20 protein-coding genes are annotated in these 24047 nt (G+C 63.1%); 2 read left to right on the top strand and 18 right to left on the bottom strand.

Features of this window, described 5'->3' with window-relative positions:
• The first annotated feature begins 89 nt into the window (after positions 1 to 89).
• On the top strand, positions 90 to 2438 hold the full coding sequence (locus B0G69_RS12665) for a Tex family protein (RefSeq protein WP_121317415.1): 2349 nt from the start codon (positions 90 to 92) through the stop codon (positions 2436 to 2438).
• A gap of 229 nt (positions 2439 to 2667) precedes the next feature.
• Here the strand turns inward: B0G69_RS12665 and B0G69_RS12660 are convergent, their stop codons facing one another.
• From B0G69_RS12660 to ndk, 17 genes are all read right to left on the bottom strand, one after another.
• Positions 2668 to 4554, bottom strand: coding sequence for a potassium transporter Kup (locus B0G69_RS12660; protein WP_121317413.1), 1887 nt, complete (start codon positions 4552 to 4554; stop codon positions 2668 to 2670).
• Positions 4555 to 4853: 299 nt separating this feature from the next.
• Positions 4854 to 5444, bottom strand: a complete 591-nt coding sequence (locus tag B0G69_RS12655; RefSeq protein WP_121317411.1) for a phosphoribosyltransferase — start codon at positions 5442 to 5444, stop codon at positions 4854 to 4856.
• Positions 5445 to 5447: 3 nt separating this feature from the next.
• Entirely contained in the window at positions 5448 to 6794 is a 1347-nt protein-coding gene (locus B0G69_RS12650; RefSeq protein WP_121317409.1) for an adenylosuccinate synthase, read from the bottom strand.
• A gap of 203 nt (positions 6795 to 6997) precedes the next feature.
• Entirely contained in the window at positions 6998 to 8149 is a 1152-nt protein-coding gene (locus tag B0G69_RS12645) for an ATP phosphoribosyltransferase regulatory subunit (protein ID WP_121317407.1), read from the bottom strand.
• Positions 8150 to 8382: 233 nt separating this feature from the next.
• Entirely contained in the window at positions 8383 to 8574 is a 192-nt protein-coding gene (locus B0G69_RS12640; RefSeq protein ID WP_121317405.1) for a DUF2065 domain-containing protein, read from the bottom strand.
• Between the two features lie 45 nt (positions 8575 to 8619).
• On the bottom strand, positions 8620 to 9522 hold the full coding sequence (locus B0G69_RS12635; RefSeq protein ID WP_121317403.1) for a protease modulator HflC: 903 nt from the start codon (positions 9520 to 9522) through the stop codon (positions 8620 to 8622).
• A 12-nt stretch (positions 9523 to 9534) separates the two neighbouring features.
• Positions 9535 to 10914: an FtsH protease activity modulator HflK gene (gene hflK, locus B0G69_RS12630; protein ID WP_121317401.1), complete on the bottom strand. Its 1380-nt coding sequence runs from the start codon at positions 10912 to 10914 to the stop codon at positions 9535 to 9537.
• 49 nt (positions 10915 to 10963) lie between these two features.
• Positions 10964 to 12151, bottom strand: a complete 1188-nt coding sequence (gene hflX, locus B0G69_RS12625; protein ID WP_199731190.1) for a GTPase HflX — start codon at positions 12149 to 12151, stop codon at positions 10964 to 10966.
• Positions 12152 to 12208: 57 nt separating this feature from the next.
• Positions 12209 to 12445 carry an RNA chaperone Hfq gene (gene hfq, locus B0G69_RS12620; RefSeq protein WP_006051315.1) on the bottom strand — a complete coding sequence of 79 codons (237 nt, stop codon included), beginning with the start codon at positions 12443 to 12445 and terminating at the stop codon, positions 12209 to 12211.
• Positions 12446 to 12587: 142 nt separating this feature from the next.
• Entirely contained in the window at positions 12588 to 13925 is a 1338-nt protein-coding gene (gene der, locus B0G69_RS12615) for a ribosome biogenesis GTPase Der (RefSeq protein WP_121317397.1), read from the bottom strand.
• Between the two features lie 457 nt (positions 13926 to 14382).
• A complete protein-coding gene (gene bamB / locus B0G69_RS12610) occupies positions 14383 to 15528 on the bottom strand; it encodes an outer membrane protein assembly factor BamB (protein WP_121317395.1) in 1146 nt (381 codons plus the stop codon).
• A 74-nt stretch (positions 15529 to 15602) separates the two neighbouring features.
• Positions 15603 to 16232, bottom strand: coding sequence for a tetratricopeptide repeat protein (locus tag B0G69_RS12605; protein WP_121317393.1), 630 nt, complete (start codon positions 16230 to 16232; stop codon positions 15603 to 15605).
• A gap of 66 nt (positions 16233 to 16298) precedes the next feature.
• The gene (hisS, locus tag B0G69_RS12600; protein ID WP_121317391.1) at positions 16299 to 17639 is read right to left on the bottom strand and encodes a histidine--tRNA ligase; all 1341 of its coding nucleotides are present in this window, start codon (positions 17637 to 17639) and stop codon (positions 16299 to 16301) included.
• 20 nt (positions 17640 to 17659) lie between these two features.
• Complete coding sequence (gene ispG, locus B0G69_RS12595; RefSeq protein ID WP_121317389.1) at positions 17660 to 18976, bottom strand: flavodoxin-dependent (E)-4-hydroxy-3-methylbut-2-enyl-diphosphate synthase; 1317 nt, start codon at positions 18974 to 18976, stop codon at positions 17660 to 17662.
• 84 nt (positions 18977 to 19060) lie between these two features.
• Entirely contained in the window at positions 19061 to 20167 is a 1107-nt protein-coding gene (locus tag B0G69_RS12590; RefSeq protein WP_121317387.1) for a helix-turn-helix domain-containing protein, read from the bottom strand.
• A gap of 218 nt (positions 20168 to 20385) precedes the next feature.
• Positions 20386 to 21537, bottom strand: coding sequence for a 23S rRNA (adenine(2503)-C(2))-methyltransferase RlmN (gene rlmN / locus B0G69_RS12585; protein ID WP_121317385.1), 1152 nt, complete (start codon positions 21535 to 21537; stop codon positions 20386 to 20388).
• Positions 21538 to 21707: 170 nt separating this feature from the next.
• Complete coding sequence (gene ndk, locus B0G69_RS12580) at positions 21708 to 22133, bottom strand: nucleoside-diphosphate kinase (RefSeq protein WP_012433533.1); 426 nt, start codon at positions 22131 to 22133, stop codon at positions 21708 to 21710.
• Between the two features lie 288 nt (positions 22134 to 22421).
• Between ndk and B0G69_RS12575 the strand changes: the two genes are divergently transcribed.
• Positions 22422 to 23120 carry a Bax inhibitor-1/YccA family protein gene (locus B0G69_RS12575; protein WP_121317383.1) on the top strand — a complete coding sequence of 233 codons (699 nt, stop codon included), beginning with the start codon at positions 22422 to 22424 and terminating at the stop codon, positions 23118 to 23120.
• Between the two features lie 146 nt (positions 23121 to 23266).
• Here the strand turns inward: B0G69_RS12575 and B0G69_RS12570 are convergent, their stop codons facing one another.
• Positions 23267 to 24040, bottom strand: a complete 774-nt coding sequence (locus B0G69_RS12570; RefSeq protein ID WP_121317381.1) for an MBL fold metallo-hydrolase — start codon at positions 24038 to 24040, stop codon at positions 23267 to 23269.
• Positions 24041 to 24047 lie beyond the last annotated feature (7 nt).

The following is a 24047-nucleotide window of genomic DNA, read 5'->3' as shown; positions in this document are numbered from 1 at the left end:
CAACCTGGTCGCAGCGCACACGCCGGGCGTGTCCCAACGCGCCGTCAGCGCGCGGCCCCTGACTGAGTCCGCAGGAACACCAAGACCTTATGACGGAAACCGTAGCACTCAAGATCGTACAGCGCATCGCCGCCGAACTGTCCGTCCAGCCGCGCCAGGTCGCGGCCGCGGTGCAACTTCTCGACGAAGGAGCGACTGTTCCGTTCATCGCCCGCTACCGTAAGGAAGTGACCGACAATCTCGATGACACGCAACTGCGTAATCTCGAGGAACGCCTGCTGTATCTGCGCGAGCTGGAAGACCGCCGCGCCGCGATCATCACGAGCATCGACGAACAGGGCAAGCTCACCGACGAGCTGCGCACCGCGATCGAAGGCGCCGACAGCAAGCAGGTGCTGGAAGATCTGTACCTCCCGTATAAGCCGAAGCGCCGCACCCGCGCACAGATCGCGCGCGAAGCCGGTCTGCAGCCGCTCGCCGACGCGCTGCTGGCCAATCCGTTGCTCGATCCGCAAACCGAAGCCGCCGCGTACGTGGACCCCGAGAAAGGCGTCGCCGACGTCAAGGCCGCGCTCGACGGCGCGCGCGACATCCTCTCCGAACAGTTCGGCGAAACGGCCGAGCTGCTCGGCAAGCTGCGCGACTACCTGTTCAACCAGGGCGTGGTGTCGTCGAAAGTGGTCGAAGGCAAGGAAAACGCGGAAGAAGAGAAATTCCGCGACTACTACGATTACGCGGAGACCATCCGCACCGTGCCATCGCATCGCGCGCTCGCGCTGTTCCGCGGCCGCAATGCGGGCGTGCTGATGGTCAAGCTGGGCCTCGGCGAAGAACTCGACGCGCAGGTGCCGCATCCTGGCGAAGCGTTGATCGCGCGCCACTTCGGCATCGCCAATCAGAACCGCCCGGCCGACAAGTGGCTCTCCGACGTGTGCCGCTGGTGCTGGCGTGTGAAGGTGCAGCCGCACATCGAAAACGAACTGCTGACCAATCTGCGCGACGAAGCCGAACACGAAGCAATCCGCGTGTTCGCGCGCAATCTGAAGGACCTGCTGCTAGCCGCACCCGCTGGCCCGAAGGCCGTGATCGGTCTCGATCCGGGAATGCGCACCGGCGTGAAAGTCGCGGTGGTCGACCGGACCGGCAAGGTGCTCGCCACCGACGTGATCTATCCGCACGAACCGCGCCGCGACTGGGACGGCTCCATCGCGAAACTCGCGCGCATCTGCGCGCAGACGCAGGCCGAGCTGATCAGCATCGGCAACGGCACGGCGTCGCGTGAAACGGACAAGCTCGCGAGCGAGCTGATCGCGCGTCATCCGGAATTCAAGCTGCAGAAAATCGTCGTGTCCGAAGCGGGCGCGTCGGTGTACTCGGCCTCCGAACTCGCGGCGAAGGAATTCCCCGACATGGATGTGTCGCTGCGCGGCGCGGTGTCGATTGCGCGCCGCCTGCAGGACCCGCTCGCCGAACTCGTGAAGATCGAGCCGAAGGCGATCGGCGTCGGCCAATATCAGCACGACGTCAACCAGCGCGAACTGGCGCGTTCGCTCGACGCCGTGGTCGAAGACTGCGTGAACGCGGTCGGCGTCGATGCGAACACCGCGTCGGTCGCGCTGCTCGCGCGCGTGTCGGGTCTGAACGCGACGCTCGCACGCAACATCGTCGACTATCGCGATGCGAACGGTCCGTTCCCGTCGCGCGAGCATCTGCGCAAGGTGCCGCGTCTCGGCGACAAAACCTTCGAACAGGCCGCCGGCTTCCTGCGCATCAACAACGGCGAGAATCCGCTCGACCGTTCGTCGGTGCACCCGGAAGCGTATCCGGTCGTCGAACGGATGCTCGCGAAGATCAGCAAGCATGTCGGCGAAGTGCTCGGCAATCGCGACGCACTGCGCGGACTGTCACCGAGTGAATTCGTCGACGAGCGTTTCGGCCTGCCGACCGTGCGCGACATTCTGCTCGAACTCGAAAAGCCGGGCCGCGACCCGCGCCCCGAGTTCAAGACTGCAACGTTCCGCGAAGGCGTCGAGAAGGTCAGCGATCTGACGCCGGGCATGGTGCTCGAAGGCGTGGTGACGAACGTGGCGGCGTTCGGCGCGTTCATCGACATCGGCGTGCATCAGGATGGTCTCGTGCACGTGTCGGCGATGTCGACGAAGTTCATCAAGGACCCGCACGAAGTCGTCAGGGCCGGCCAGATCGTCAAGGTGAAAGTGCTCGAAGTCGACGTGAAACGCCAGCGCATCGCGCTGACCATGCGTCTGGACGACGAGTTTGGCGCGGCCACGGCACGCAGCGGCGGTGGCGCGCAGCAGGATCGCGGCGCCGCCGGCCGCTCGGGCGGTGCAGGGCGAGGCGCGCCGCAGCAACGCTCGCGCGAACCGGAACCGGGTGGTGCGATGGCTGCCGCGTTCGCGAAGCTCAAGCAGAAGTAAGCGCGTCGGGGTCGCGCGTGGGCGGTATGTTGACCCGTTCACGCGTTGCCCTAAGCATGCTTTCCGGTTGCACGTGCGCACGTTCATCGCCTGAGCGCTCGCGCGGCGAGTGAGCCGATGCAGCAACGAAGCCCTTGAAGACACCCAAACAAAAAGCCCACGCATTGCGTGGGCTTTTTGTTTTCGCGCGCCGTCGTACGAAGCGCACGGCAACCCGCTGTGACCGTACTCAGATCTCGATCTTGGTCCCCAACTCCACCACCCGGTTCGCCGGAATGCTGAAGAAGTCCGTCGGCTTCGCGGCGTTCTGATGCATCCATGCGAACACGCGCTCACGCCACACCGACATGCCCGGCAACTGCGTCGGCACCACCGTTTCGCGAGCAAGGAAGAACGACGTGTCCATCAACTCGAAGGTCATGTCGTGCGTGCGGCCGACTTCGAGCAGCACCGCTTTTACATCGGGGGTCTCGTTGAAGCCGTACGCCGCTTTCACGAGATACAGACCACCGTCGATGTCCTTGACCGTCACCCGCTCCGCGTCGTTCACGTACGGAATGTCGCGCGTCACGAAGGTCAGGAAGATCGTGCGTTCATGCAGCACCTTGTTGTGCTTCAGGTTGTGCAGCAGGCTCACCGGTACCAGCGTATCGCTGCCGGTCAGATAGATCGCCGTCCCCGACACGCGATGCGGCGGATGCGCAAGCAGCCCCTGCAGGAACGGCATCAGCGGAATACCGTCGGCGGCCGTGCGCTCCTTGACGATCATCCTGCCCTTGAACCAGGTCATCAGCAGGAAGAACAGCAGTGCGCCGATACCGAGCGGCAGCCAGCCACCCTCTTCGACCTTCAGCAGATTCGCGCCGAAAAAGCCCAGGTCGATCGTCATGAACACGCCGATGATCAACGCCACCAGCAGCTTGTTCCAGTTCCACACGTTCACCATCACGACGCAGGCGAGGATCGTCGTGATGACCATCGTGGCCGTCACCGCGATACCGTACGCGGCGGCGAGATTGTCCGAACTCTTGAAGGCGATCACGATGCACAGGATGATGAACAGCAGCATCCAGTTCACGACCGGCACATAAATCTGACCGATCGCCAGTTCCGACGTGTGCAGGATCTTCATGCGCGGCACGTAGCCGAGCTGGATTGCCTGGCTCGTCAGCGAATACGCGCCGGAGATCACGGCCTGCGATGCGATCACGGTCGCCACTGTCGAGAGCACGACGAGCGGCAGCAACGCCCAGTCAGGCGCGAGCAGGAAGAACGGATTTTCGATGGCCTTCGGGTCGTGCATCAGCAGCGCGCCCTGGCCGAAGTAGTTCAGCACCAGCGACGGCATCACCAGCAGATACCACGCCATGCGGATCGGCTTCGCGCCGAAGTGGCCCATGTCGGCGTAAAGCGCTTCGGCGCCGGTCAGCACCAGCACGACCGAGCCGAGCACCACATAGGCCTGCAGCACGTGCGCGGCCATGAACGAGTACGCGTAATACGGGTTCAGCGCGCGGATCACGTTGGGCGACTGCCCGATATGCCAGAGGCCCAGCGCGGCGAGCACGACGAACCACACCACCATGATCGGGCCGAACAGGCGGCCGACCATCGCCGTGCCGTGCCGCTGAATCCAGAACAGCAGAACCAGGATCGCAATCGTCAGCGGCAGCACCAGATGTGACAGATGGGGCGCGGCAATCTGCAGGCCCTCGACCGCCGAGATCACCGAGATGGCCGGCGTAATCACCGCATCGCCATAGAACATGCAGGCGCCGAAGATGCCGAGCATGACGAGCAGCCCGGCCATTTTCGACTTCTCGTCGAGCGAGCGCAACGCCAGCGCCATCAGCGCGAGCACGCCGCCCTCGCCGTTATTGTCCGCGCGCATCACGAACAGCACGTACTTGACGCCGACCACGATCATGATCGCCCAGAACAGCAGCGAGATCACACCGAGGATCGATTGCTCGGTCAGCGGAATGCCGTGCGACGGGCTGAATGCCTCTTTCAACGAATACAACGGGCTCGTGCCGATATCGCCGAACACCACTCCGATCGCGGCAATCGCGAGGGAAGGCAGTGGATGTTTGTGCACGTGATTGTTATCTGTCATAGACGCGAGGAATCCGTTCCCTGAGCGGAAAAAACGACCGCCATTCTAAACTGCCCGCCTGACGCCGCCCTGCTTGTTGTGGATACACCACGTGGATAGTCCGCGCAGTGTAGCACTGCGTTTTGCACGCGTCTGCCGGGTCGGCCGTCCCGTCAGCACCGGCATCACGCGGATTGCGACGTACATTCGAGCCGCGCGCAGACGGGATCGATGCGCAAAAAAAAACGGAGCCCATACGGACTCCGTTTTGCGGGTACTGCGGTGCAAACGACGCGACGGTTAAAGCGCCGAAGTCCACATCACTCTCCCGACGACTCCTGCGCCTGCGCGACACCGCGCTTGATCCACGCGCCAAGGTTGTGCGGACGAACGGTGTCCCACTCCTCGAACGGTTGATGAATCCACGGATTGGTGGGCAGATACTGCACGTGGTAATCGGGCTTCACCTTCGAGCAGCCCTTGTACCAGAGCACTGCCGAGCGCACCGCGGTGATCGCCGGATAGCGTTCCTTCAGATGCTGCTGAACCCGCGCCAGCGTGACGCCCGAATCGACCAGGTCGTCGACCAGCAGCACGTTGCCGTGCAGTTCGCCGCGCGTCATCGTGATGTATTGGGCGATGTCGAGTTCGCCCTGCTCCGTGCCGGCCGCTTCGCGATACGAGCTGGTGGCGAGAATCGCCAGCGGCAGGTCGTAGATGCGCGAGAGCTGGTCACCCACGCGCAGGCCGCCACGCGCGAGGCACAGAATCTGATCGAATTTCCAGCCCGATTCGTGCACGCCGAGCGCCAGCAACTCGATCAGCCGGTGATACTCGTCCCAGCCGACCCACAGGTTCTTGTCGTCATTGCGCGGATCTTTCATCGCGATCATGGGTACACCTTGAACCATGGCTTAAACCTTGAACGGATGACGCAGCAGAATGGTCTCGTCGCGATCCGGGCCGGTCGACACCATGTCGATCGGAATACCTGCGACTTCCTGCACACGCGACAGATACGCGCGCGCATTGGCCGGCAGCTTGTCCCATTCCTTGATGCCGACGGTGCTTTCCTTCCAGCCCGCGAAGGTTTCGTACACCGGCACGCAGCGCGCGACTTCCGACGAGCCCCGCGGCAGCAGATCGACATTCTTGCCGTCGACCGTGTAGCCGACGCACAGCTTCACTTCGTCGAGGCCGTCGAGCACGTCGAGCTTGGTCATGCACAGACCCGACACGCCGTTGATCTGGATCGAGCGACGCAGCGCGGCGACGTCGAGCCAGCCGGTGCGGCGCGGACGGCCGGTGACCGAGCCGAATTCCTTGCCGACAGTAGCCAGTTCGAGGCCAATCGCCTCCTGACGCGCGGCATTGTCCGCGTCGTACAGTTCGCTCGGGAACGGGCCCGAACCGACGCGCGTGCAGTACGCCTTGGTGATGCCGAGAATGTAGTTCAGCTTTTGCGGACCGACGCCCGCGCCCGCGGTCGCCGCACCTGCCACGCAGTTGCTCGACGTGACGAACGGATAGGTGCCGTGGTCGATGTCGAGCAGTGTGCCTTGCGCGCCTTCGAACAGCAGATTGCTGCCAGCGGCATTCGCGTCGTACAGACGGCGCGAGACATCCGTGACCATCGGCTTCAGGCGGTCGGCGTAGCTCAGCATCGTGTCGAGCGTTTGCTGGAAGTCGACAGCGGCGACACCCAGATATTGCGTGAGCACGAAGTTGTGATAGTCGAGGTTTTCGCGCAGACGTTCGGCGAACGTTGCCGGCTCGAACAGGTCCTGCACGCGCAAGCCGCGGCGCGCCACCTTGTCTTCGTAGGCCGGGCCGATGCCGCGGCCGGTCGTGCCGATCTTGCCTGCGCCACGGCGCGCTTCGCGGCCCTGGTCGATGGCGATGTGATACGGCAGGATCAGCGTGGTGGCTTCGGAAATGAACAGGCGGTTCTGGACATCGACGCCGGCGGCTTCGAGTTCGCCGATTTCCTTGAACAGCGCTTCCGGCGACAACACGACGCCATTGCCGATATAGCACGCGACGCCCGGATGCATGATGCCCGACGGAATCAGGCGCAAGATGGTTTTCTTGCCGCCGATGATCAGCGTGTGACCGGCATTGTGACCGCCCTGGAAGCGAACGACGCCTTGGGCGTGGTCCGTCAGCCAGTCGACGATCTTGCCCTTGCCCTCATCACCCCACTGGGTTCCCACGACGACGACGTTACGCCCGGGGTTCACATTCACTGCGCTGGCAGACATGTTGTTTCGTAAGCTGGTTAAAAACGTATTCTACCTAGGTTCGCGGAACCTTCCGAATTTTTCCGTTTCCGCTCAACGGTATGCACGTTATGTTGGCTATAGGAAAGCCGGCGCGGCGGCTCGTCGCGCCGGGTTCAGCGGCACTTTCGCCGCCGTCTGACCGGTGCCGGGGATAGTCCCTCGAGCAATCAGCCGGAACGCGCTCAGGCACGCGGTTCGACGACCCATGCACCGTTGCGCTCGACCAACACGCGGTCGAACGCGAATTCATCCAGATTGTGCTCGTGACCAGGCAGCGCCTGGATCACCACTTCACCGGCATCGCGCAACGCGGCGACGCTCACGCGCAACGCGTCGTCGTGCTGCCACGGCGCGAGAATCGCGCTGCTGCGCGCTTCGACCGGCGAGATGCGCGCCACTTCACGCAGATCGAGCGAAAAACCGGTTGCCGCACGAGCCCGCCCATAGGCCTGGCCGACGTGATCGTAACGGCCGCCGCGCGCCACCGCGTTCGGCACGCCGTCGACGTAGGCGGAGAACATCACGCCGCTGTGGTACGCGTAGCCACGCAGGTCGGCGAGATCGATCATCACTTCGGCGCTGTCCACCTGGCTCGCGAGGAACGCGAGGTCGTCGAGCGCGCGGGCGATCGCCGGTGCATTGGGCAGGCGCGCCCGGGCTTCGTCGAGCATCGACGCGTCGCCGTACAGCGTCGGCAGCGCGCGCAACGCGTCGCGAATGACCGGCGTGAGCCCTGCCGTCAGTTCGACGAGGCGCGGCACGTCCTTGCCTGCCAGCGCGTCGTACAGCGACTGCCCGAGGTCGGCGCCGGCCGGCTCGGCTTCGATCAGGGCCGCGAGCACGCCCGCGTGACACAGATCGAGGCGTACTTTGGCGAGCCCCGCAAGACGCAGCGCGTCGAGCATCAGTTGCTGGATCTCCAGATCCGCTTCGAGGCCGGCGTGACCGTAGATTTCCGCGCCGATCTGAATCTGCTCGCGCGTCGCGTGCAGGCCGCGCGGCCGCGTATGAGCGACATTGCCCGCGTAGCAAAGACGCGTGACACCCTGACGGTTCAGCAGATGCGCATCGATACGCGCAACCTGCGGCGTGATGTCGGCGCGCAGGCCGAGCGTGCGGCCGGACAATTGGTCGACGAGCTTGAAGGTGCGCAGATTCAGATCATGGCCGCCGCTAGTGAGCAGCGACTCGAGGTATTCGAGCAGCGGCGGCATCACCATCTCGTAGCCGTACGAACGGAAACGGTCCAGCAAATGGCGCCGCAACTCTTCGATCTTGCGCGCTTCCGACGGCAGCACGTCGGCAATATTCTCGGGAAGTAACCAGGTCGACATCGATACAGTCCTACGACGTTGAACACGGCGGCTGAAGCGCCGGTAAGTGAGTATGAGAATGGCGGGCGGCGGCTGGATTCTGGCGACTATCGCGGACATGGGCGTGGTCCGCCGACAGCGCTTCAAGTGGATATCGGCGTACGTTACAGCGCCCACCGCACCCAAACCGTGCCCTTGGCCCTTGCGAGGAATCGGGCAAGCACCACGTGCCGCCCACTCGCCGACGTCGCCCGTCAGGTCACGATAAACAGCAGGATCAGCCCGAGCAGCATCACGATCAGACCACCCACGCGAATCTGATGCGCAGGCCGTTCCGCTATTTTACGGAACGTGTCCCGCCAGGCGGCCGGAAAAACGAAGGGGAACATCCCCTCGATAATCAGCATCAACGCGATCGCGAGCAGTAACGAGCCGGCTATATCCATGCGAATTCAACGGGCCGCGATACGAATGCCACGGCCTTCCGGTTATCAGTGTTTGCGCGAGGCCGCGGGAGCGTCCGGCGTAACGCCACCGGTCGGACTACGCATGAAGCGGAAGAACTCGTTGTTCGGATCGACCACGATCAGATCGCCCGGCTTGAAGGTCTTCTTGTATGCCTGCATGCTCAGATAAAACTGGTAGAACTGCGGATCCTTGCCGAATGCTTCGGCGGCGATTTCCGCTGCCTTCGCATCGCCTTCGCCACGGATGGTCTGCGCCTGGCTGTAACCGTCGGCGAGCACCGCCTGCTGCTGCGCGAGCGCGTCCGCCTTGATCTGGTTGGCCTCGGCCGCGCCCTTTGCGCGCTCGTCGGCGGCGACCTGCTCGCGGGCGGCGATCATCCGTTTGAAGACCGAATCGGTCATCTCCGCCGGGAAATCGACGCGCGTCAGTTGCACGTCGACCACCGACACGCCCAGCGAGGCCGCGCCCTTGTCGATCGCGCCGCGTGCTTCGTCGGCGACGCTTTGCTGTTTGGCGAGCGCGTCGGCCAGCGTGAACTGGCCGAACGCATCACCGAGCGCTGCGCGCGACAGCAACGCGAGCCGGTCCGGCAGACTCTGCACATCACCCTTGGTTGCGGCGAGCAGCTTGAGCGGATCGGTGACGCGGAACCTGATGACCGGATTGACCAACAGTTCGGTCTTATCCGACGTGGCGAAGCGGTCTTCGTCCGGTGCGTCGAGCGACTGGATGCGGTTGTCGACCAGCGTGACCGTTTGCAGAGGCGGCGGCAATTTGACGTGCAGACCCGGGCCGAGCAACGTGGACGGCGTATCGCCTCGCGACGACAACACGGCCATGTGCCGCTGATCGACGACGAACACCATCGACGAAGCCGCGAACAGCACGATGACGACAGCCACGACGAGCGCAATGATCTTGTTCATGTTGTGCGCTCCTTATTGAACGTCGTCTTCGCGCATGCGATTGCGGAAGGCTTCGCGTGAACGCATCGAGGTGCCGCTGGCTCTCGGCTCGCTGGCGGGCACATCGCTCGCGGCGGGAGCCGATGCCGTTCCCGCGACCGGGGCGGAAGCGCCCGACGGTGCCACGGCGCTTGCCGCTTGCGGCGCACCGGCAGCCGTGGCGCCCGGCGTGGCCGCAGCCGCGTCGGCGACGCGCTGGCGGGCCTGCTCGACCAGCTTGTCGAGCGGCAGATACAACACGTTGTTGCCGTTCTTGCTGTCCACAAACACCTTGGTCGTAGTCGAGTAGATCTGCTGCATGGTTTCCATGTACATGCGCGTGCGGATCACGGCCGGCGCTTTCGAATACTGCGCGAACACCTGCTTGAAGCGGTCGGCTTCGCCTTGCGCCTGCGCCACCGTCTTTTCGCTGTAGGTCTTCGCTTCTTCTATCTGGCGCGCCACGTCGGCTTGCGCACGTGGCAACAGATCCGCCGCATAGGCCTGCGCATCGCGCTTCGCGCGCTCGTTTTCCTGACGCACCTTGGCGGCGTCGTCGAACGCGGCCTGCACCTGGTCGGGCATCTGCACGCTCTGGATCGTCACACCTGTCACGGCGAGGCCGGATTCGTATTGATCGAGGGATTGCTGGATCGCCGCCACCAGTTGCTGGCGCATTGTTTCGCGATCCTGATCGAGGACTTCGTTCGTGCTGCGCGCGCCGACGATGCCGCGCACCGCCGCCTGCGCAGCACGCGTGACGCTCTGGTCGGGGTCACCGCCACGGAACAGATAATCGGTGGGCTTGCGCACCTGATATTGCACCGCGAAGCGAACGTCGACGATATCGCCGTCGTGCGTCAGCATCGACGCGTCCTTCACGTTCGCCGGACGCACCACGTTGTTGCGGCCGATCTCCACCTGGCGGACCTGGCCGATATTGACGAACTCATGTGCTTCGAACGGATACGGCAGGCGCCAGTGCACGCCCTGCCCGGCGGTGTAGCGATACTTGCCGAACTGCATGACGACCGCGGCCTGGCCATCCTGAACGACGAACACGCCGCTGCCGAGATAGATCGCGATCAGCACGCCGATCACGATGCCCACGCCGATGCGCGCGCCGCGTCCGTTGTCCGGACGGCCGCCACCCGCACCACCGCCCTTGCGGCCCACAATCCGGCTCAAGCGGCGGTTGAAATCACGCCACATCTCGTCGAGATCGGGCGGACCTTCGCCGTCCTTCGGCGGACGCTTGGGATCGTTGGGCCGTTGCCGGTCACCGTTGCCGTCTCCCCGGCCCCAGCGGGGATCGTTCAGTGAAAGCAAGGCTCGCATGCGCAGCCAGATACTCCGCTCGTTGTAATCGTTCACCTGTGTTCGTTCACCAGAGTAGACAGCGGGTCAGTGCAATTGGAACGGGTCAGTGCCCGAGTTCTGGAACCTTGCGGTCGTCGCGTGGTGCTGCCGACCGGCCTTCTTCCGACCGATCGATCAACGTATCGGCAAGCGGTTCAGCAGTAGCGATTTCAGCGATGGCAGCACGCAACGTATCCAGCCCTTGCCCGGTGCGCGCGCTCAAAAAGACGCGCGAAATATTACCATATTCATCCCGCTCGACCGCGTCGCCACGGGCCGCCAACTCCGGCACCGCGTCGATCTTGTTGAACACCAGCACCTGGCGGATCGTGTCCGCGCCGATCGCGTGCAATACCTCGTTCACCTGATCGATCTGGTCGAGGCGCACCGCGCTCGACGCATCGACCACATGCAGCAGCAGGTCGGCATGAATGGTTTCTTCGAGCGTGGCGCGAAACGCCGCGACCAGCTGGTGAGGCAATTCGCGGATGAAGCCGACCGTGTCGGACACCACCACCTGCCCCGCTTCGTCGCCGAGGTAGACACGCCGAGAGGTCGTGTCGAGCGTCGCGAACAGCTGGTCGGCGGCATACGCCTGAGCTTTCGTGAGCGCGTTGAAGAGCGTGGACTTGCCCGCGTTCGTATAGCCGACGAGCGATACCGACATCGTCTGGTTGCGGCTGCGCGCGCGGCGCTGCGTGCCGTGCTGACGGCGCAGTTTTTCGAGCCGCGTCTTGAGCGCCTTGATGCGCTCGCCGATCAGACGGCGGTCGGTTTCGAGCTGCGTTTCACCGGGGCCGCGCAAACCGATACCGCCTTTCTGGCGTTCGAGGTGGGTCCACGCGCGAATCAGCCGGGTCGACAGATATTGCAGCTGCGCGAGTTCCACCTGCAGCTTGCCTTCGTGGCTGCGGGCGCGTTGCGCAAAAATATCGAGGATGAGACTCGTGCGATCGACCACGCGCCGATTAAGCGCCTGCTCCAGATTGCGCTGCTGCGCAGGTGCCAGAGCGTGATTGAAGATGACGAGTTCGATGTCGTTCGCCTCACAGGCAAGACGCAATTCTTCGGCCTTGCCGCTGCCGACGAACATCTTCGCGTCGGGACTGGAGCGGCGTCCGGTGAGGGTGACTAAGGGATTCGCGCCCGCGCTTTGCGCGAGCAGGCTGAGTTCTTCGAGACTGGCTTCGAAATCGATCTTACCGAAGTCGATGCCGACAAGCGCTGCATTGATCAAATTGGAGGGTATCAAAATGAGGCGGCCGGGAGTAATCGCCAACGGGCGACGCTGCGCCGGCCGCGACGGGGGTTAGGACTGTTCGGAATCCGGGTGGAAATTCACCGGGCGGGCTGGCACGACCGTCGAGATTGCGTGCTTGTAGACCATCTGGGTGACCGTATTCCGGAGCAACACGACGTACTGGTCGAACGATTCGATGTTCCCTTGAAGCTTGATGCCGTTGACCAGGTAGATCGACACCGGCACATGCTCTTTACGCAGTGCGTTCAAAAACGGGTCTTGTAACAATTGCCCTTTGTTGCTCATAGCAAACTCCGTATTTTTTTGCAGGTTGACTAAATTGACGGTGAGGAAAAAGAGATCAGCCGTCAACCGCTACACTATAGCCGATTTTCGTTTTTGCGCGAGAGCCGGGGTTCTGCGCCCAAACCCAACACGCACGCGGGTTTCAGCCTTTGTCCGCGTAAGGGTTCGTCGATGATCTGAACTCTATTCGCAATGGAGTCCCAGTCAGCTTGAAAGTTTCCCTGAAGCGGTTTTCGAGGTAGCGTTTATATGTTTCGGTGATCGCATCGAGTGCGTTGCCGTGAATCACGATGATTGGCGGATTCTGTCCGCCCTGGTGCGCGTAACGCAGTTTCGGCCGCACCGGACCACGACGGCGCGGCTGCTGGAATTCGACCGCATCGATCAGCGCGCGCGTGAGCTTCGGCGTCGGCAGCTTGGCCATCGCCGCAGTGTACGCATCGTCGACCGAACGCATCAGCGGGCCAATACCGGTTTTCTCCGCAGCGGAAATGAAATGGAATTTCGCGAAGTCGAGAAATTTTAGTTTGCGCTCGAGGTCCGCTTTGGTGCGCTCGCGCACATGTGGATCAAGACCGTCCCACTTGTTCACGCCCACCACCAGCGCACGGCCCTGCTCCACGACGAAGCCGGCAATGTGCGCGTCCTGTTCGGAGATGTCCTGGCGCGCGTCGAGCAGCAGGATCACGACGTTCGCATCCGAGATCGATTGCAGCGTCTTCACCACCGAGAATTTCTCGATCGCTTCGAACACCTTGCCGCGGCGGCGCAGGCCGGCCGTGTCGATCAGCGTGTACGGCTTGCCCTGGCGCTCGAAGTCGACATAGATCGAATCACGCGTCGTGCCCGGCATGTCGAACGCGATCACGCGCTCTTCGCCCACCAGCGCGTTGATCAGCGTCGACTTGCCGACGTTCGGACGGCCGACGATCGCGATCTTCACGCCGCGCGCCGCTTTCTCGTCGTCGCTTTCTTCCGGCTGGCCCGCGTACGCGACGCCGAGCGCCTCGTCGATCATTTCCGTGACGCCGTCACCGTGCGCGGCGGAAATCGCGCGCGGGTCGCCGAGACCGAGTTCGTAGAAGTCGGCGGCGACAGTCGTGTACTTCATCCCCTCGGCCTTGTTGACGACGAGGAAGATCGGCCGGCCGACCTTGCGCAGATAGTCGGCAATCGACTTGTCCTGCGGCGCAAGACCGTTGCGGCCGTCGACGATGAACACGACGATGTCGGATTCCTCTACCGCCTGGCGGGTTTGACGCGCCATCTCATGCAGGATGCCGTCTTTCGCGACCGGTTCGAAGCCGCCGGTATCGACGACCAGATACGGCCGCTCGCCCGTGCGCCCTTCGCCGTAATGGCGATCGCGGGTGAGGCCGGGCAGGTCGGCAACCAGCGCGTCACGCGAGCGCGTGAGGCGGTTGAACAGCGTGGATTTCCCCACATTGGGGCGCCCGACGAGGGCAATAACGGGTTTCATCAGATGTTGTTCACGGTGAAACGCGGGATCGAAATCGATCGCTCGCGTAGCGACGCCATGCGGCCGTCACACGGCAGCGTTTGACGAAAATTATCACGAATTCGACCAGCCCCGGATGTGCGGGCAATATGCACATTCGGGCGGACGGGGATTTGGCTGTATGGGCAGCGCCAATGGGCCGCCAGATTCAGTCTTTCTTGCTCGACGGCCCGCACGCCCGTTCGCGGGCGATGGATCTGCGAGACCGTCGACAGGTGGTGCCGCAAGCAGCCACCAAGGGACACGACGCTTACACGTGCCCTGTCTGATCCGACTTGCCGGACCAGCCACTCCGGCAAAATTCTTCGACTTGCTTTGCGATACGACAACAATCAAAAACAATCAAAACCAGCTCGACAGAAACGCGCGCGGCCGGCGAAGCCGGCCTGCGCGCCAGACGACGGCGAGCCTCGCGCAATCAGCGCGGGCGATAGCCGTACAGGCCGCCGTCGCGCGTCTGCACAACCAGCGTCTCGCCGGCCAGCACCGGCGCCGCGGTAATCGCGCTGCCGTCGGTCTTCACGCGGGCGACGAGCGTGCCGTCGGCAGCCGACAGGAAGTGCACGTAGCCCTGATAGTCGCCAAACACCGCAGCGCGGCCCAGCAGGAACGGCACGCTCAGATCGCGGTTCTTCAGCTGGTCGTTCTTCCACAGCACCGCGCCGGTATTGACGTCGAACGCCGACGCCACCGACCAGTCGTCCGCCGCCACCACGGTGCGGTCATCCTGTGCGAGGCCGCTCGTGCTCGAGAACGCCTTTTCCCACACCACGCGGCCCGAGTTCGCATCGAAACAGCCAATCTGGCCCTGGAACGTCACCGCGCAGGTTTGCGAACCGACCAGCGTGGGCGGACCGGTCACGTCGTTGATACGCTCCACCTCCGTCACACCCTTCGGATACGACACCGGGGTCTGCCAGTAGGCGTCGCCGGTTTGCAGGTTGATCGCGGCGAACGAACCGCCCGGGAAACCGGCCAGCACGGCCGCGTCGCCCGCGAAGGTCATGCCCGACGACACCCGCAGATTGAGCGGCACCGCGCGGTTGCGGTAGTTCCACTTCTGCTCGCCGGTTTGCGCGTTGAAAGCGACGAGCTGGCCGTCGACCGTGCGCACCACCACGAGACCGTTGCCAACCAGCGGCGGCGAAATGATTTCACCCGGCGCCTTGGCGGTCCACAACTGTTTGCCGTCGGCGCCGAGCACGTAGACGTCGCCCTTCAGACCGCCGACCGCCGTGAGCGTGCCGTCGCTGCCGACACCCGCCGACAGATCGTCACGCAGCTTGACGCGCCAGATGTCCTTGCCGGTTTGCGCGTCGATCTTCGCAACCGAGCCGTTCGCACCTGCGGCGAACACCGCGTTACCGACAGCGACCGGCGCGAACAGGTAACGGCCCGCCTTGCCCACGCTCGCCGTCCAGGCCTGCTGCACGTCGAGCACGGGTTTGAACTCGGTGAGCGGCGTCGGCACACGGCGCTCGTCTTTCGTGGATGAGCAAGCCGCCATCGTGAGGACGGTCATCGCACAGATAACGGGCACGGCGTAACGTTTCAGCAGATTCATCGGTGGACGAAGCATTCAGGAAATTAATTAAAGGAGACCGGTTGGTCGTTCGTGCGGCGCACTGCGTGTGGCGATCAGCCGCCCAGCGCGTCCAGCTTGAACTGAATCAACTGGCGTGCCGAGCTGTCGTTTTTCGACAGCGAGTCGAGCGCGAGTTTGTAGGCCGTGCGCGCATCTTCGCGCTTGCCCTGAGCGGCGAGCAGGTCGCCGCGGCGGTTCGCCACGACGCCCTTGAACGCGTCCGATTGCGGCTCGGCGAGCAATGCGAGGCCCTGGTCATAAGCCTTCTCGTCGAGCAGCAGCGACGCCATGCGCAGCTTGGCGATCTGCTTGAACTCGTCGTCTTTCGCGTGATCGATGGTCCATTGCAACTGGGCCTTCGCACCGGCTTCGTCGCCTGCTGCGTAGAGCGCCTTGGCTGCGCCCAGCGCGCTCATCTGCGCATACGCGGTGCGGCTGAACTTGTCTTCCATGTCAGTGGCGGCGCGCGTGACCCGGGCCTTGTCGCCCGATGCCACGGCTTGCTGCACCTGGTCATACAGCACCGCGGCTTCCGCCGCCTGACGCCGTTGCCAGAAATTCCAGCCGTTCCACCCGGCTGCTGCAACCAACGCCACCAGCACGATCCAAGTGGTTGCATTGCCCCACTGCGTCCACCATGCCTTCAGACTTTCAATCGATTCTTGTTCGTCGTGGTAACTCATTGCCCGGCGATTTCCTCTTTCTTGATTCGTGTGCGTGTCGAGCCAACCGGCCCGACGACATCGCGATCAGTCGTCGCCGTCTTCGGCGGTTGCAACCATCGCATTGATTAGAAATTCGGTCAAGTCTTCGGCGGGCACGTTATGTTGCTCGTTTTTACCGCCGTTAGCGTTTGTATCGCGCAGCGGTTTGACACCGACCGTGCCGTTCGCGATTTCGTCTTCGCCGAGCACCACCGCGAACGCCGCACCGCTCGCATCGGCGCGCTTCATCTGCGACTTGAAGCTGGCCGTCTGACCGTCGGCGCTGCAATGCAGGATCACGTCGAGGCCCGTATCGCGCAGACGTTCCGCGATGATGAAGGCCTGCTCGCGCGCGGCGTCACCCTGATGGACCACGTACACGTCGCAGCCTTCGGCCTCGGGCACGAGATCTTCTTCCTTCAGCAACTCGAGAATCCGCTCCACGCCCATCGCCCAGCCGCAGGCTGCCGTCGGCTTGCCGCCGAGCTGCTCGATCAGCGGATCGTAACGGCCGCCCGCCGCCACCGTGCCTTGCGCGCCGAGCTTGTCGGTCACCCACTCGAACACGGTCAGATTGTAGTAATCAAGACCGCGCACGAGACGCGGGTTGATCGTGAAGGGAACGTTGTTCGCCTTCAGGATGCGCTGCAAACCTTCGAAGTGCGCACGCGACTCGTCACCGAGAAAATCGATCAGCTTCGGCGCGTTCTGCGCGACTTCCTGCATGGCCGGATTTTTCGTGTCCAGCACGCGCAGCGGGTTCGTGTAGAGACGGCGCTTCGCTTCTTCGTCGAGCACGTCGACGTGCTTTTCGAGGTACGCGATCAGTTCGACACGATGGGCCGCGCGTTCTGCCGCGACACCAAGCGAATTGATTTCGAGCTTGATACCCATCAGGCCGAGGTCGTCCCACAGCCGCTGACACATCATGATGATTTCAGCGTCGGCATCCGGGCCCGCGAAGCCCAGCGCTTCCACACCGACCTGATGGAACTGGCGATAGCGGCCGCGTTGCGGACGCTCGTGCCGGAACATCGGACCGACGTACCACAAACGCTTCGGACCGTCGTACAGCATGTTGTGTTCGATCGCCGCGCGCACGACCGCCGCCGTGTTCTCGGGACGCATGGTCAGATTTTCACCATTCAATGCGTCGGTGAAGCTGTACATCTCTTTCTCGACGATGTCGGTCACTTCGCCGATGCCGCGCTTGAACAGCTGCGTATGCTCAACGATCGGTGTACGAATATTCTGGTATCCGTACGAACGCAGCATCGACTTGACGGTGGTTTCGAAAAATTCCCACAGCCCGGCTTCCTGCGGAAGGATGTCGTTCATGCCCTTCACGCCGGAGAGCTTTTCGAGCTTTTTCTTCAGTTCAGTCATCTGTCTTCGATAGCTGGTGTTTAGTTGAGTGCTTCAGCGCGGCCGTAGCGGCGCTCGACGTAGTCACTCACGATTTGCTGGAATTCGTGCGCGATGTTCTCGCCGCGCAGCGTCTTGACCTTCTCGCCGTCGATGAACACCGGCGCGGCCGGGTTTTCGCCCGAGCCCGGCAAGCTGATGCCGATGTTGGCCTGCTTCGATTCGCCCGGACCGTTGACGATGCAGCCCATCACTGCGACGTGCATCTTTTCGACGCCAGGATACTGGTCGCGCCACACCGGCATCTGCGTGCGCAGATAGGTCTGGATTTGCGACGCCAGTTCCTGGAACAGCGTGCTGGTGGTGCGACCGCAACCCGGGCACGCGATCACCATCGGCGTGAACGAACGCAGCCCCATGGTCTGCAGAATTTCCTGGCCAACGATCACCTCGCCGGTGCGCGATGCGCCGGGCTCCGGCGTGAGCGAGATACGGATCGTGTCGCCGATGCCCTGCTGCAACAGCACGGACAATGCCGCGGTCGAAGCAACGATGCCCTTCGAACCCATGCCCGCTTCGGTCAAGCCGAGATGGAGCGCGAATTCGCAACGGCGCGCGAGTTCGCGGTACACGGCGATCAAGTCCTGCACGCCGCTGACCTTGCACGACAGAATGATCTTGTCGCGCCCGAGACCGAGTTCGACCGCGCGTTCCGCCGAGCCGATCGCCGACTGGATCAGCGCTTCGTACATCACGCTTTGCGCTTCCCATGGCGTGGCGCGCGACGCGTTTTCGTCCATCATCTTCGCGAGCAGGTCCTGATCGAGACTGCCCCAGTTGACGCCAATGCGCACCGGCTTGTCGTACTTCACCGCGGCTTCGATCATCTGCGCGAACTGCGTGTCACGCTTCGCGCCGTGGCCAACGTTGCCCGGATTGATCCGATACTTCGACAGCGACTCCGCGCACGCGGGGTAATCGCGCAGAAGCAGATGGCCGTTGTAGTGGAAGTCGCCAACCAGCGGCACGGACACGCCCATGCGGTCGAGCTGCTCTCGCACGGCCGGTACGGCTGCGGCCGCTTCCGGCGTGTTCACCGTGATACGCACCAGTTCCGAACCGGCTTGCGCCAGTTCCTTGATCTGGATCGCGGTGCCGATCGCGTCCGCCGTGTCCGTGTTGGTCATCGACTGCACGCGCACCGGCGCGTCGCCGCCGATGGTGACGAGCTGGCCGCCCCAACGGACGTCGACTGCGTGCGACTTGCGCCGCGCAGCCTGGCCGCCGAACACCGGTTCGTTAGAAACGATCTTGCTATTGGATCGGGATTGAGCTTCGGATTGCATCGAAAGACCCATTTACGCGGCATGCGCTACACAAAACGTAGCGCCTGAATTGAAAAAGCGCCGCGGACCGGTTGGCCGCGGCGCATACCGTATCTGTCAAGGCAGCGCGAAGCGTGCCACATTCCCTTTGGCCGCCGAATATTTCGCCGGATCGACCGGCTCGCCGTCGAGCGTCAGCGACTCGAGACCGGCCTTGTTGCCGAGCGTGATTTTGAACGGCGCCTCGCCTGTCACTTCCTTCGTATCGCCTGCGTGCACGAGGCCGGAAAACACTTCCTTGCCATCTTTGCCACGCACGCTAAACCAGCTGTCCTGGGTCACGCGCAGCGCGACGATCGCCTCGCCTGCAGCAGGCGTCGTCGCTGTCGCCGAAGCTCCCGCGACCACGACCGCTGGCGCGCTCGCGCCCGGCGCCGCCGCGACCTGAGCCTGCGAGCCGGCCTTCGGCGCCGCCGTCATTGCAGTGACCGCGGGTGCCGATGACGGCGCCGTGCCGGTCGCCAACGGCGCGGGCATCGGCGTAGCCGACGCTGCATTTTCCGCTGCGGCCGGCGCTTCCGGCGCCGACGCTTCTTCTTCCGCCGTGGCGGCCGTCGACGGCCCCTGCGCCACCGCGCCCGATGCGCCGGTCGCGGTGCCCGTGACGCCATTCGCGCTCGCTTTCAGACGCGCGAGCCACGCGGTCGAGTCGCCGCCATTGGTATGCCACATAGCGAGCGCAATCACCGCAACGACAACCGCCGCAACGCCCCACAGCCACGAACGGCTTTTCTGCCCGCCGCCGCCAAGCGAGAGCGACACCCTGCCACGCGGCAAATCCTTACCCGACGACGCCGGCATCGACAGATCCGGCGCCGGCACGCCCGTTTCGCGGCGCAGCGCCTGCGTGAACGGCGTCGGATCGGCGCCGAGCATTTTCGCGTAGCTACGCACCACGCCGAGCGCGAAAGTCGTATCCGGCAAGTGGCTGATGTCGCCCGACTCGAGCGCGCGCAACTTGGTGACCGACACCTTGAGGCGGGCCGACACGTCTTCGATCGACCATCCCTTCGATTCACGCAACTGGGACAAGCGCGCGCCAGCCGCCGCCAACGAATCCAGGTTCGACTGCACAACGGGCTGCACTACCGCCCGTGCGACCGGCGCCGGATGGCCTTCATTCGTGTCTGTGTCGTGCGGCTGCGGGTGCTGCGGCTCACTCATCCCAAATCCTTTCGCGTCGATTCTTTTTTCACTCGTGCCATCCGGAGCCGCTGAAACCTCGCGCCCGAATCGCAGACCGTTTATAACAAAATGCGCGGCTTTGTGTGCCGCTTCCGATCGCTTCTGCAAACTTTCTTTTCAATCGACGGTGGCATGACGACTTTCGCGGATCGACTGAACTTTCCAGCGAACGCCGACGGTCCTGCCTTACCGGACGATTACACGGCGCGAACCTCGATCACCTTCGCTGCCTTCCCGGTGCGCTCAGCCAGGCGCGTGCGGTCCTGAACCGCACCGGCCAGCTGACCGCAGGCAGCGTCGATGTCATCGCCGCGTGTTTTGCGCACCGTGGTGACGACGCCCGCGTCCATCAACACTTGTGCAAACCGCTTGATCTGTTCCGGCTTCGAGCGGATCAAGCCCGACTCAGGGAACGGATTGAACGGAATCAGATTGAATTTGCACGGCACGTCGCGCGTCATGGCCAGCAATTCGCGCGCTTGCGCTTCGCTGTCGTTCACGCCGTCGAGCATGCAGTACTCAAACGTGATGAAATCGCGCGGCGCGACTTTCAGATAGCGCTGGCAAGCCGCCATCAATTCGCGCAGCGGATACTTCTTGTTCAGCGGCACTAGCATGTCGCGCAGCGGATCGCTAGGCGCATGCAGCGAAACCGCGAGCGCCACCGGCAGATCGGCGCCGAGCCGGTCCATCATCGGCACGACGCCCGAGGTGGACAGCGTGACGCGCCGGCGCGAAAGACCGTACGCGTTGTCGTCGAGCATCAGGCGCATGGCCGGCACGACCGCGTCGTAATTGAGCAGCGGCTCGCCCATGCCCATCATCACGACGTTCGTGACCACGCGCTCGCCCTTGCCGTCACCCCCCGTGGCGCGGCCGCCGGCCACGCCGCGCGAAGCACGCAGCGCAAATTCGGCCATGCGCAGCTGGCCGATGATTTCGCCGGTGGAGAGATTGCGGGAAAAACCCTGTTTGCCGGTCGAACAGAAACGGCAGTTGACCGCACATCCGGCCTGCGACGACACGCACAGCGTGCCGCGCGTTTCTTCGGGAATGTAGACGGTTTCAACCGCGTTGCCGTTGCCGACGTCGATCAGCCACTTGCGTGTGCCGTCGGTCGAAATATGGTCGCTGACGATGCCGGGCATCGTGATCGAAGCGCGCCCTTTGAGCTTTTCGCGCAAGGACTTCGCGAGATCGGTCATGCCGTCGAAGTCGGCAGCGTTGTACTGATGAAGCCAGCGCTGCAATTGCTTGGCGCGAAACGGCTTCTCGCCCAGGCTGTCGCAGTAAGCGACAAGCCCTTGGGCGTCCAGATCGAGAAGGTTGACGGTGGAGCTGCTCGTCATATCGAATCCTGCCATTTCAGTGCGAGACTGCGTTCATGCAACAAGCTGCATGAACGCAATGCCGATCGCGCCCATTCCTGCTGCTTTTACCTTACTACTTTGCCGGGCGATTCGTGCGATAAAACATCGGCTGCACGAACCGCGCGAAACAAACCGGCTTGACGCGCGGTTTAACGCGAGTAGACGTTTACTTGCGGGAAGAAGAATGCGATTTCGACTGCAGCCGTTTCAGCCGCGTCCGAACCGTGGACGGCGTTAGCGTCGATGCTGTCCGCGAAGTCGGCGCGGATCGTGCCCTTTTCCGCCTTCTTCGGGTCCGTTGCGCCCATCAGATCGCGGTGCTTCAGGATTGCGTTTTCGCCTTCCAGCGCCTGCACGACAACCGGGCCCGAAATCATGAAGTCGACCAGGTCCTTGAAGAACGGACGTGCAGCGTGCACGGCGTAGAACTTTTCTGCGTCAGCGCGCGACAGGTGAACCATGCGCGACGCCACGATCTTCAGACCAGCGTTTTCGAAACGGCTGTAGATCTGGCCGATCACGTTCTTGGCCACTGCGTCCGGCTTGATAATCGACAGGGTGCGTTCGATCGCCATAAAAACTCCAAAAAATTAAGAGGTTACAGATTCAAATGAATCCGCTATTGTAGCATGTTCTCGTGTATGATTGCGATTGAACCCTTACAGTATTGAAAGGAACGCAGCACGCGTTCCAAAATACTGCTAGCGTAGGACGTACGGACATTGCGAGGTATTGAAACTCCGTGCTTCGGCGCTAATCTTAGGGATGAATACCTTTGCGCCTCGCGGCCGCCCCATGCGCCCGGCGCGGCACAAACCGCCGTACCACCATCACGAAACACGCTTCTGAGGTAAGGAGAGACCATGAACGAACATCCGTATAGCTTTGGCCGCAATGGCGCTGTCAGCACGGTCGAAACGCGCAACCGCGTACTACGGAACACCTACTGGCTGTTGGCGCTGTCCATGATTCCGACCGTGCTCGGCGCGTGGGTGGGTCTCGCCACCGGCTTCACGCTGTTCGCCGCCACCAGCCCGGCGATGAGCATGCTGGCGTTCTTCGCGATCGCGTTCGGCTTCATGTTCGCGATCCAGAAAACGAAAGACAGCTCGCTCGGCGTGTTCGTGCTGCTTGGCTTCACGTTCTTCATGGGCCTGATGCTGTCGCGCATCCTGAGCTTCGTGCTCGGTTTTTCTAACGGCCCGTCGCTAATCATGCTCGCCTTCGGTGGCACTGGTGTGATCTTCGCGACAATGGCCACGATCGCCACGGTCAGCAAGCGCGATTTTTCCGGCCTCGGCAAGTGGCTATTCATGGGCGTGATCGTGCTGCTGCTGGCTTCGGTCGCCAACGTCTTCCTGCAACTGTCGGCGCTGATGCTGACGGTTTCGGTGATGGCCATCGTGATCTTCTCGGCCTACATGCTGTTCGACGTCCAGCGCGTCGTGAACGGCGGCGAGACGAACTACATCACCGCCACGCTCGCGATCTATCTGGACCTGTACAACGTGTTCGTCAACCTGCTCGCGCTGCTCGGCATCTTCGGCGGCAACCGCAACTGAGTCCGACGTGGGCGCGGCGTTCGCAAAACGCTTCGCCCTGAAGAAAAAAAGCCCATAACGAGAAATCGTTATGGGCTTTTTCTTTGCACTGCCGCAATGCCCGCGGCGTTAGGAATCGAGATCGATCCGCCACCCGCAGCCGGGCGTCACACGCTCAGCCACGCAAATCCCTCATCCTGCGAAGCGACCACCACCTCAGTCAGCGCCGCGCCCAGTACACCGGCCATCGCGGCCTGCGCCAGTTCCGGCAGATTGTTTTGCTGGCTCAAATGCGCAGCGACGAGGTGGCGAAGGCGCGAGCGGTCGAGCGAAGCCAGAATGTCGGCCGCCGCGTCGTTGTTCAGATGCCCATGATTGCCACCGATGCGCGCCTTCAACGATTGCGGATAGCGGCTGCCCGCGAGCATCCGCACATCGTGATTGCATTCGAGCACCAGCGCGTCGCACCCACTCAGCACCGCGCTGATATGCGGCGTGGACGTGCCGACGTCGGTCAGCACGCCGAGCCGGCTCGCGCCATTCGAGAACACGTATTGCAACGGCTCGCGGGCATCGTGAGGAACGGTGTAAGGGAGGATGCTGAGGTCGCCGATCGCCACCGCTTCGTCGCCCCATAACACCTGCAGGTCGACGTCGACTTCGTCGGCGCCCACCGCGCGGGCGGTGCCCCAGCTCATGTACAACGGAATCGACCATTTGCGCGCCAGCGTCAGCGCGCTGCCGATGTGATCGCTATGCTCATGCGTGATCAGGATGGCGTCGAGACCGTCGACACTCGCGCCGATCCGCGTCAGGCGCCGCTCGACTTCTCGCGCCGAAAAGCCGCAGTCGAGCAACACGCGCGTGGTGGTCACACCGCTTTGCGCCTCCACCAGCAACGCATTGCCTTCACTACCGCTGCCGAGACTCGCGAAGCGCACGGCCCGC

Origin of the sequence: Paraburkholderia sp. RAU2J (genome assembly GCF_003634845.1) — a bacterium.
Lineage (GTDB): Bacteria > Pseudomonadota > Gammaproteobacteria > Burkholderiales > Burkholderiaceae > Paraburkholderia > Paraburkholderia fynbosensis.
Note: the sequence above shows the minus strand (reverse complement) of the source record. Positions and strands in the feature narration are given on the sequence as shown.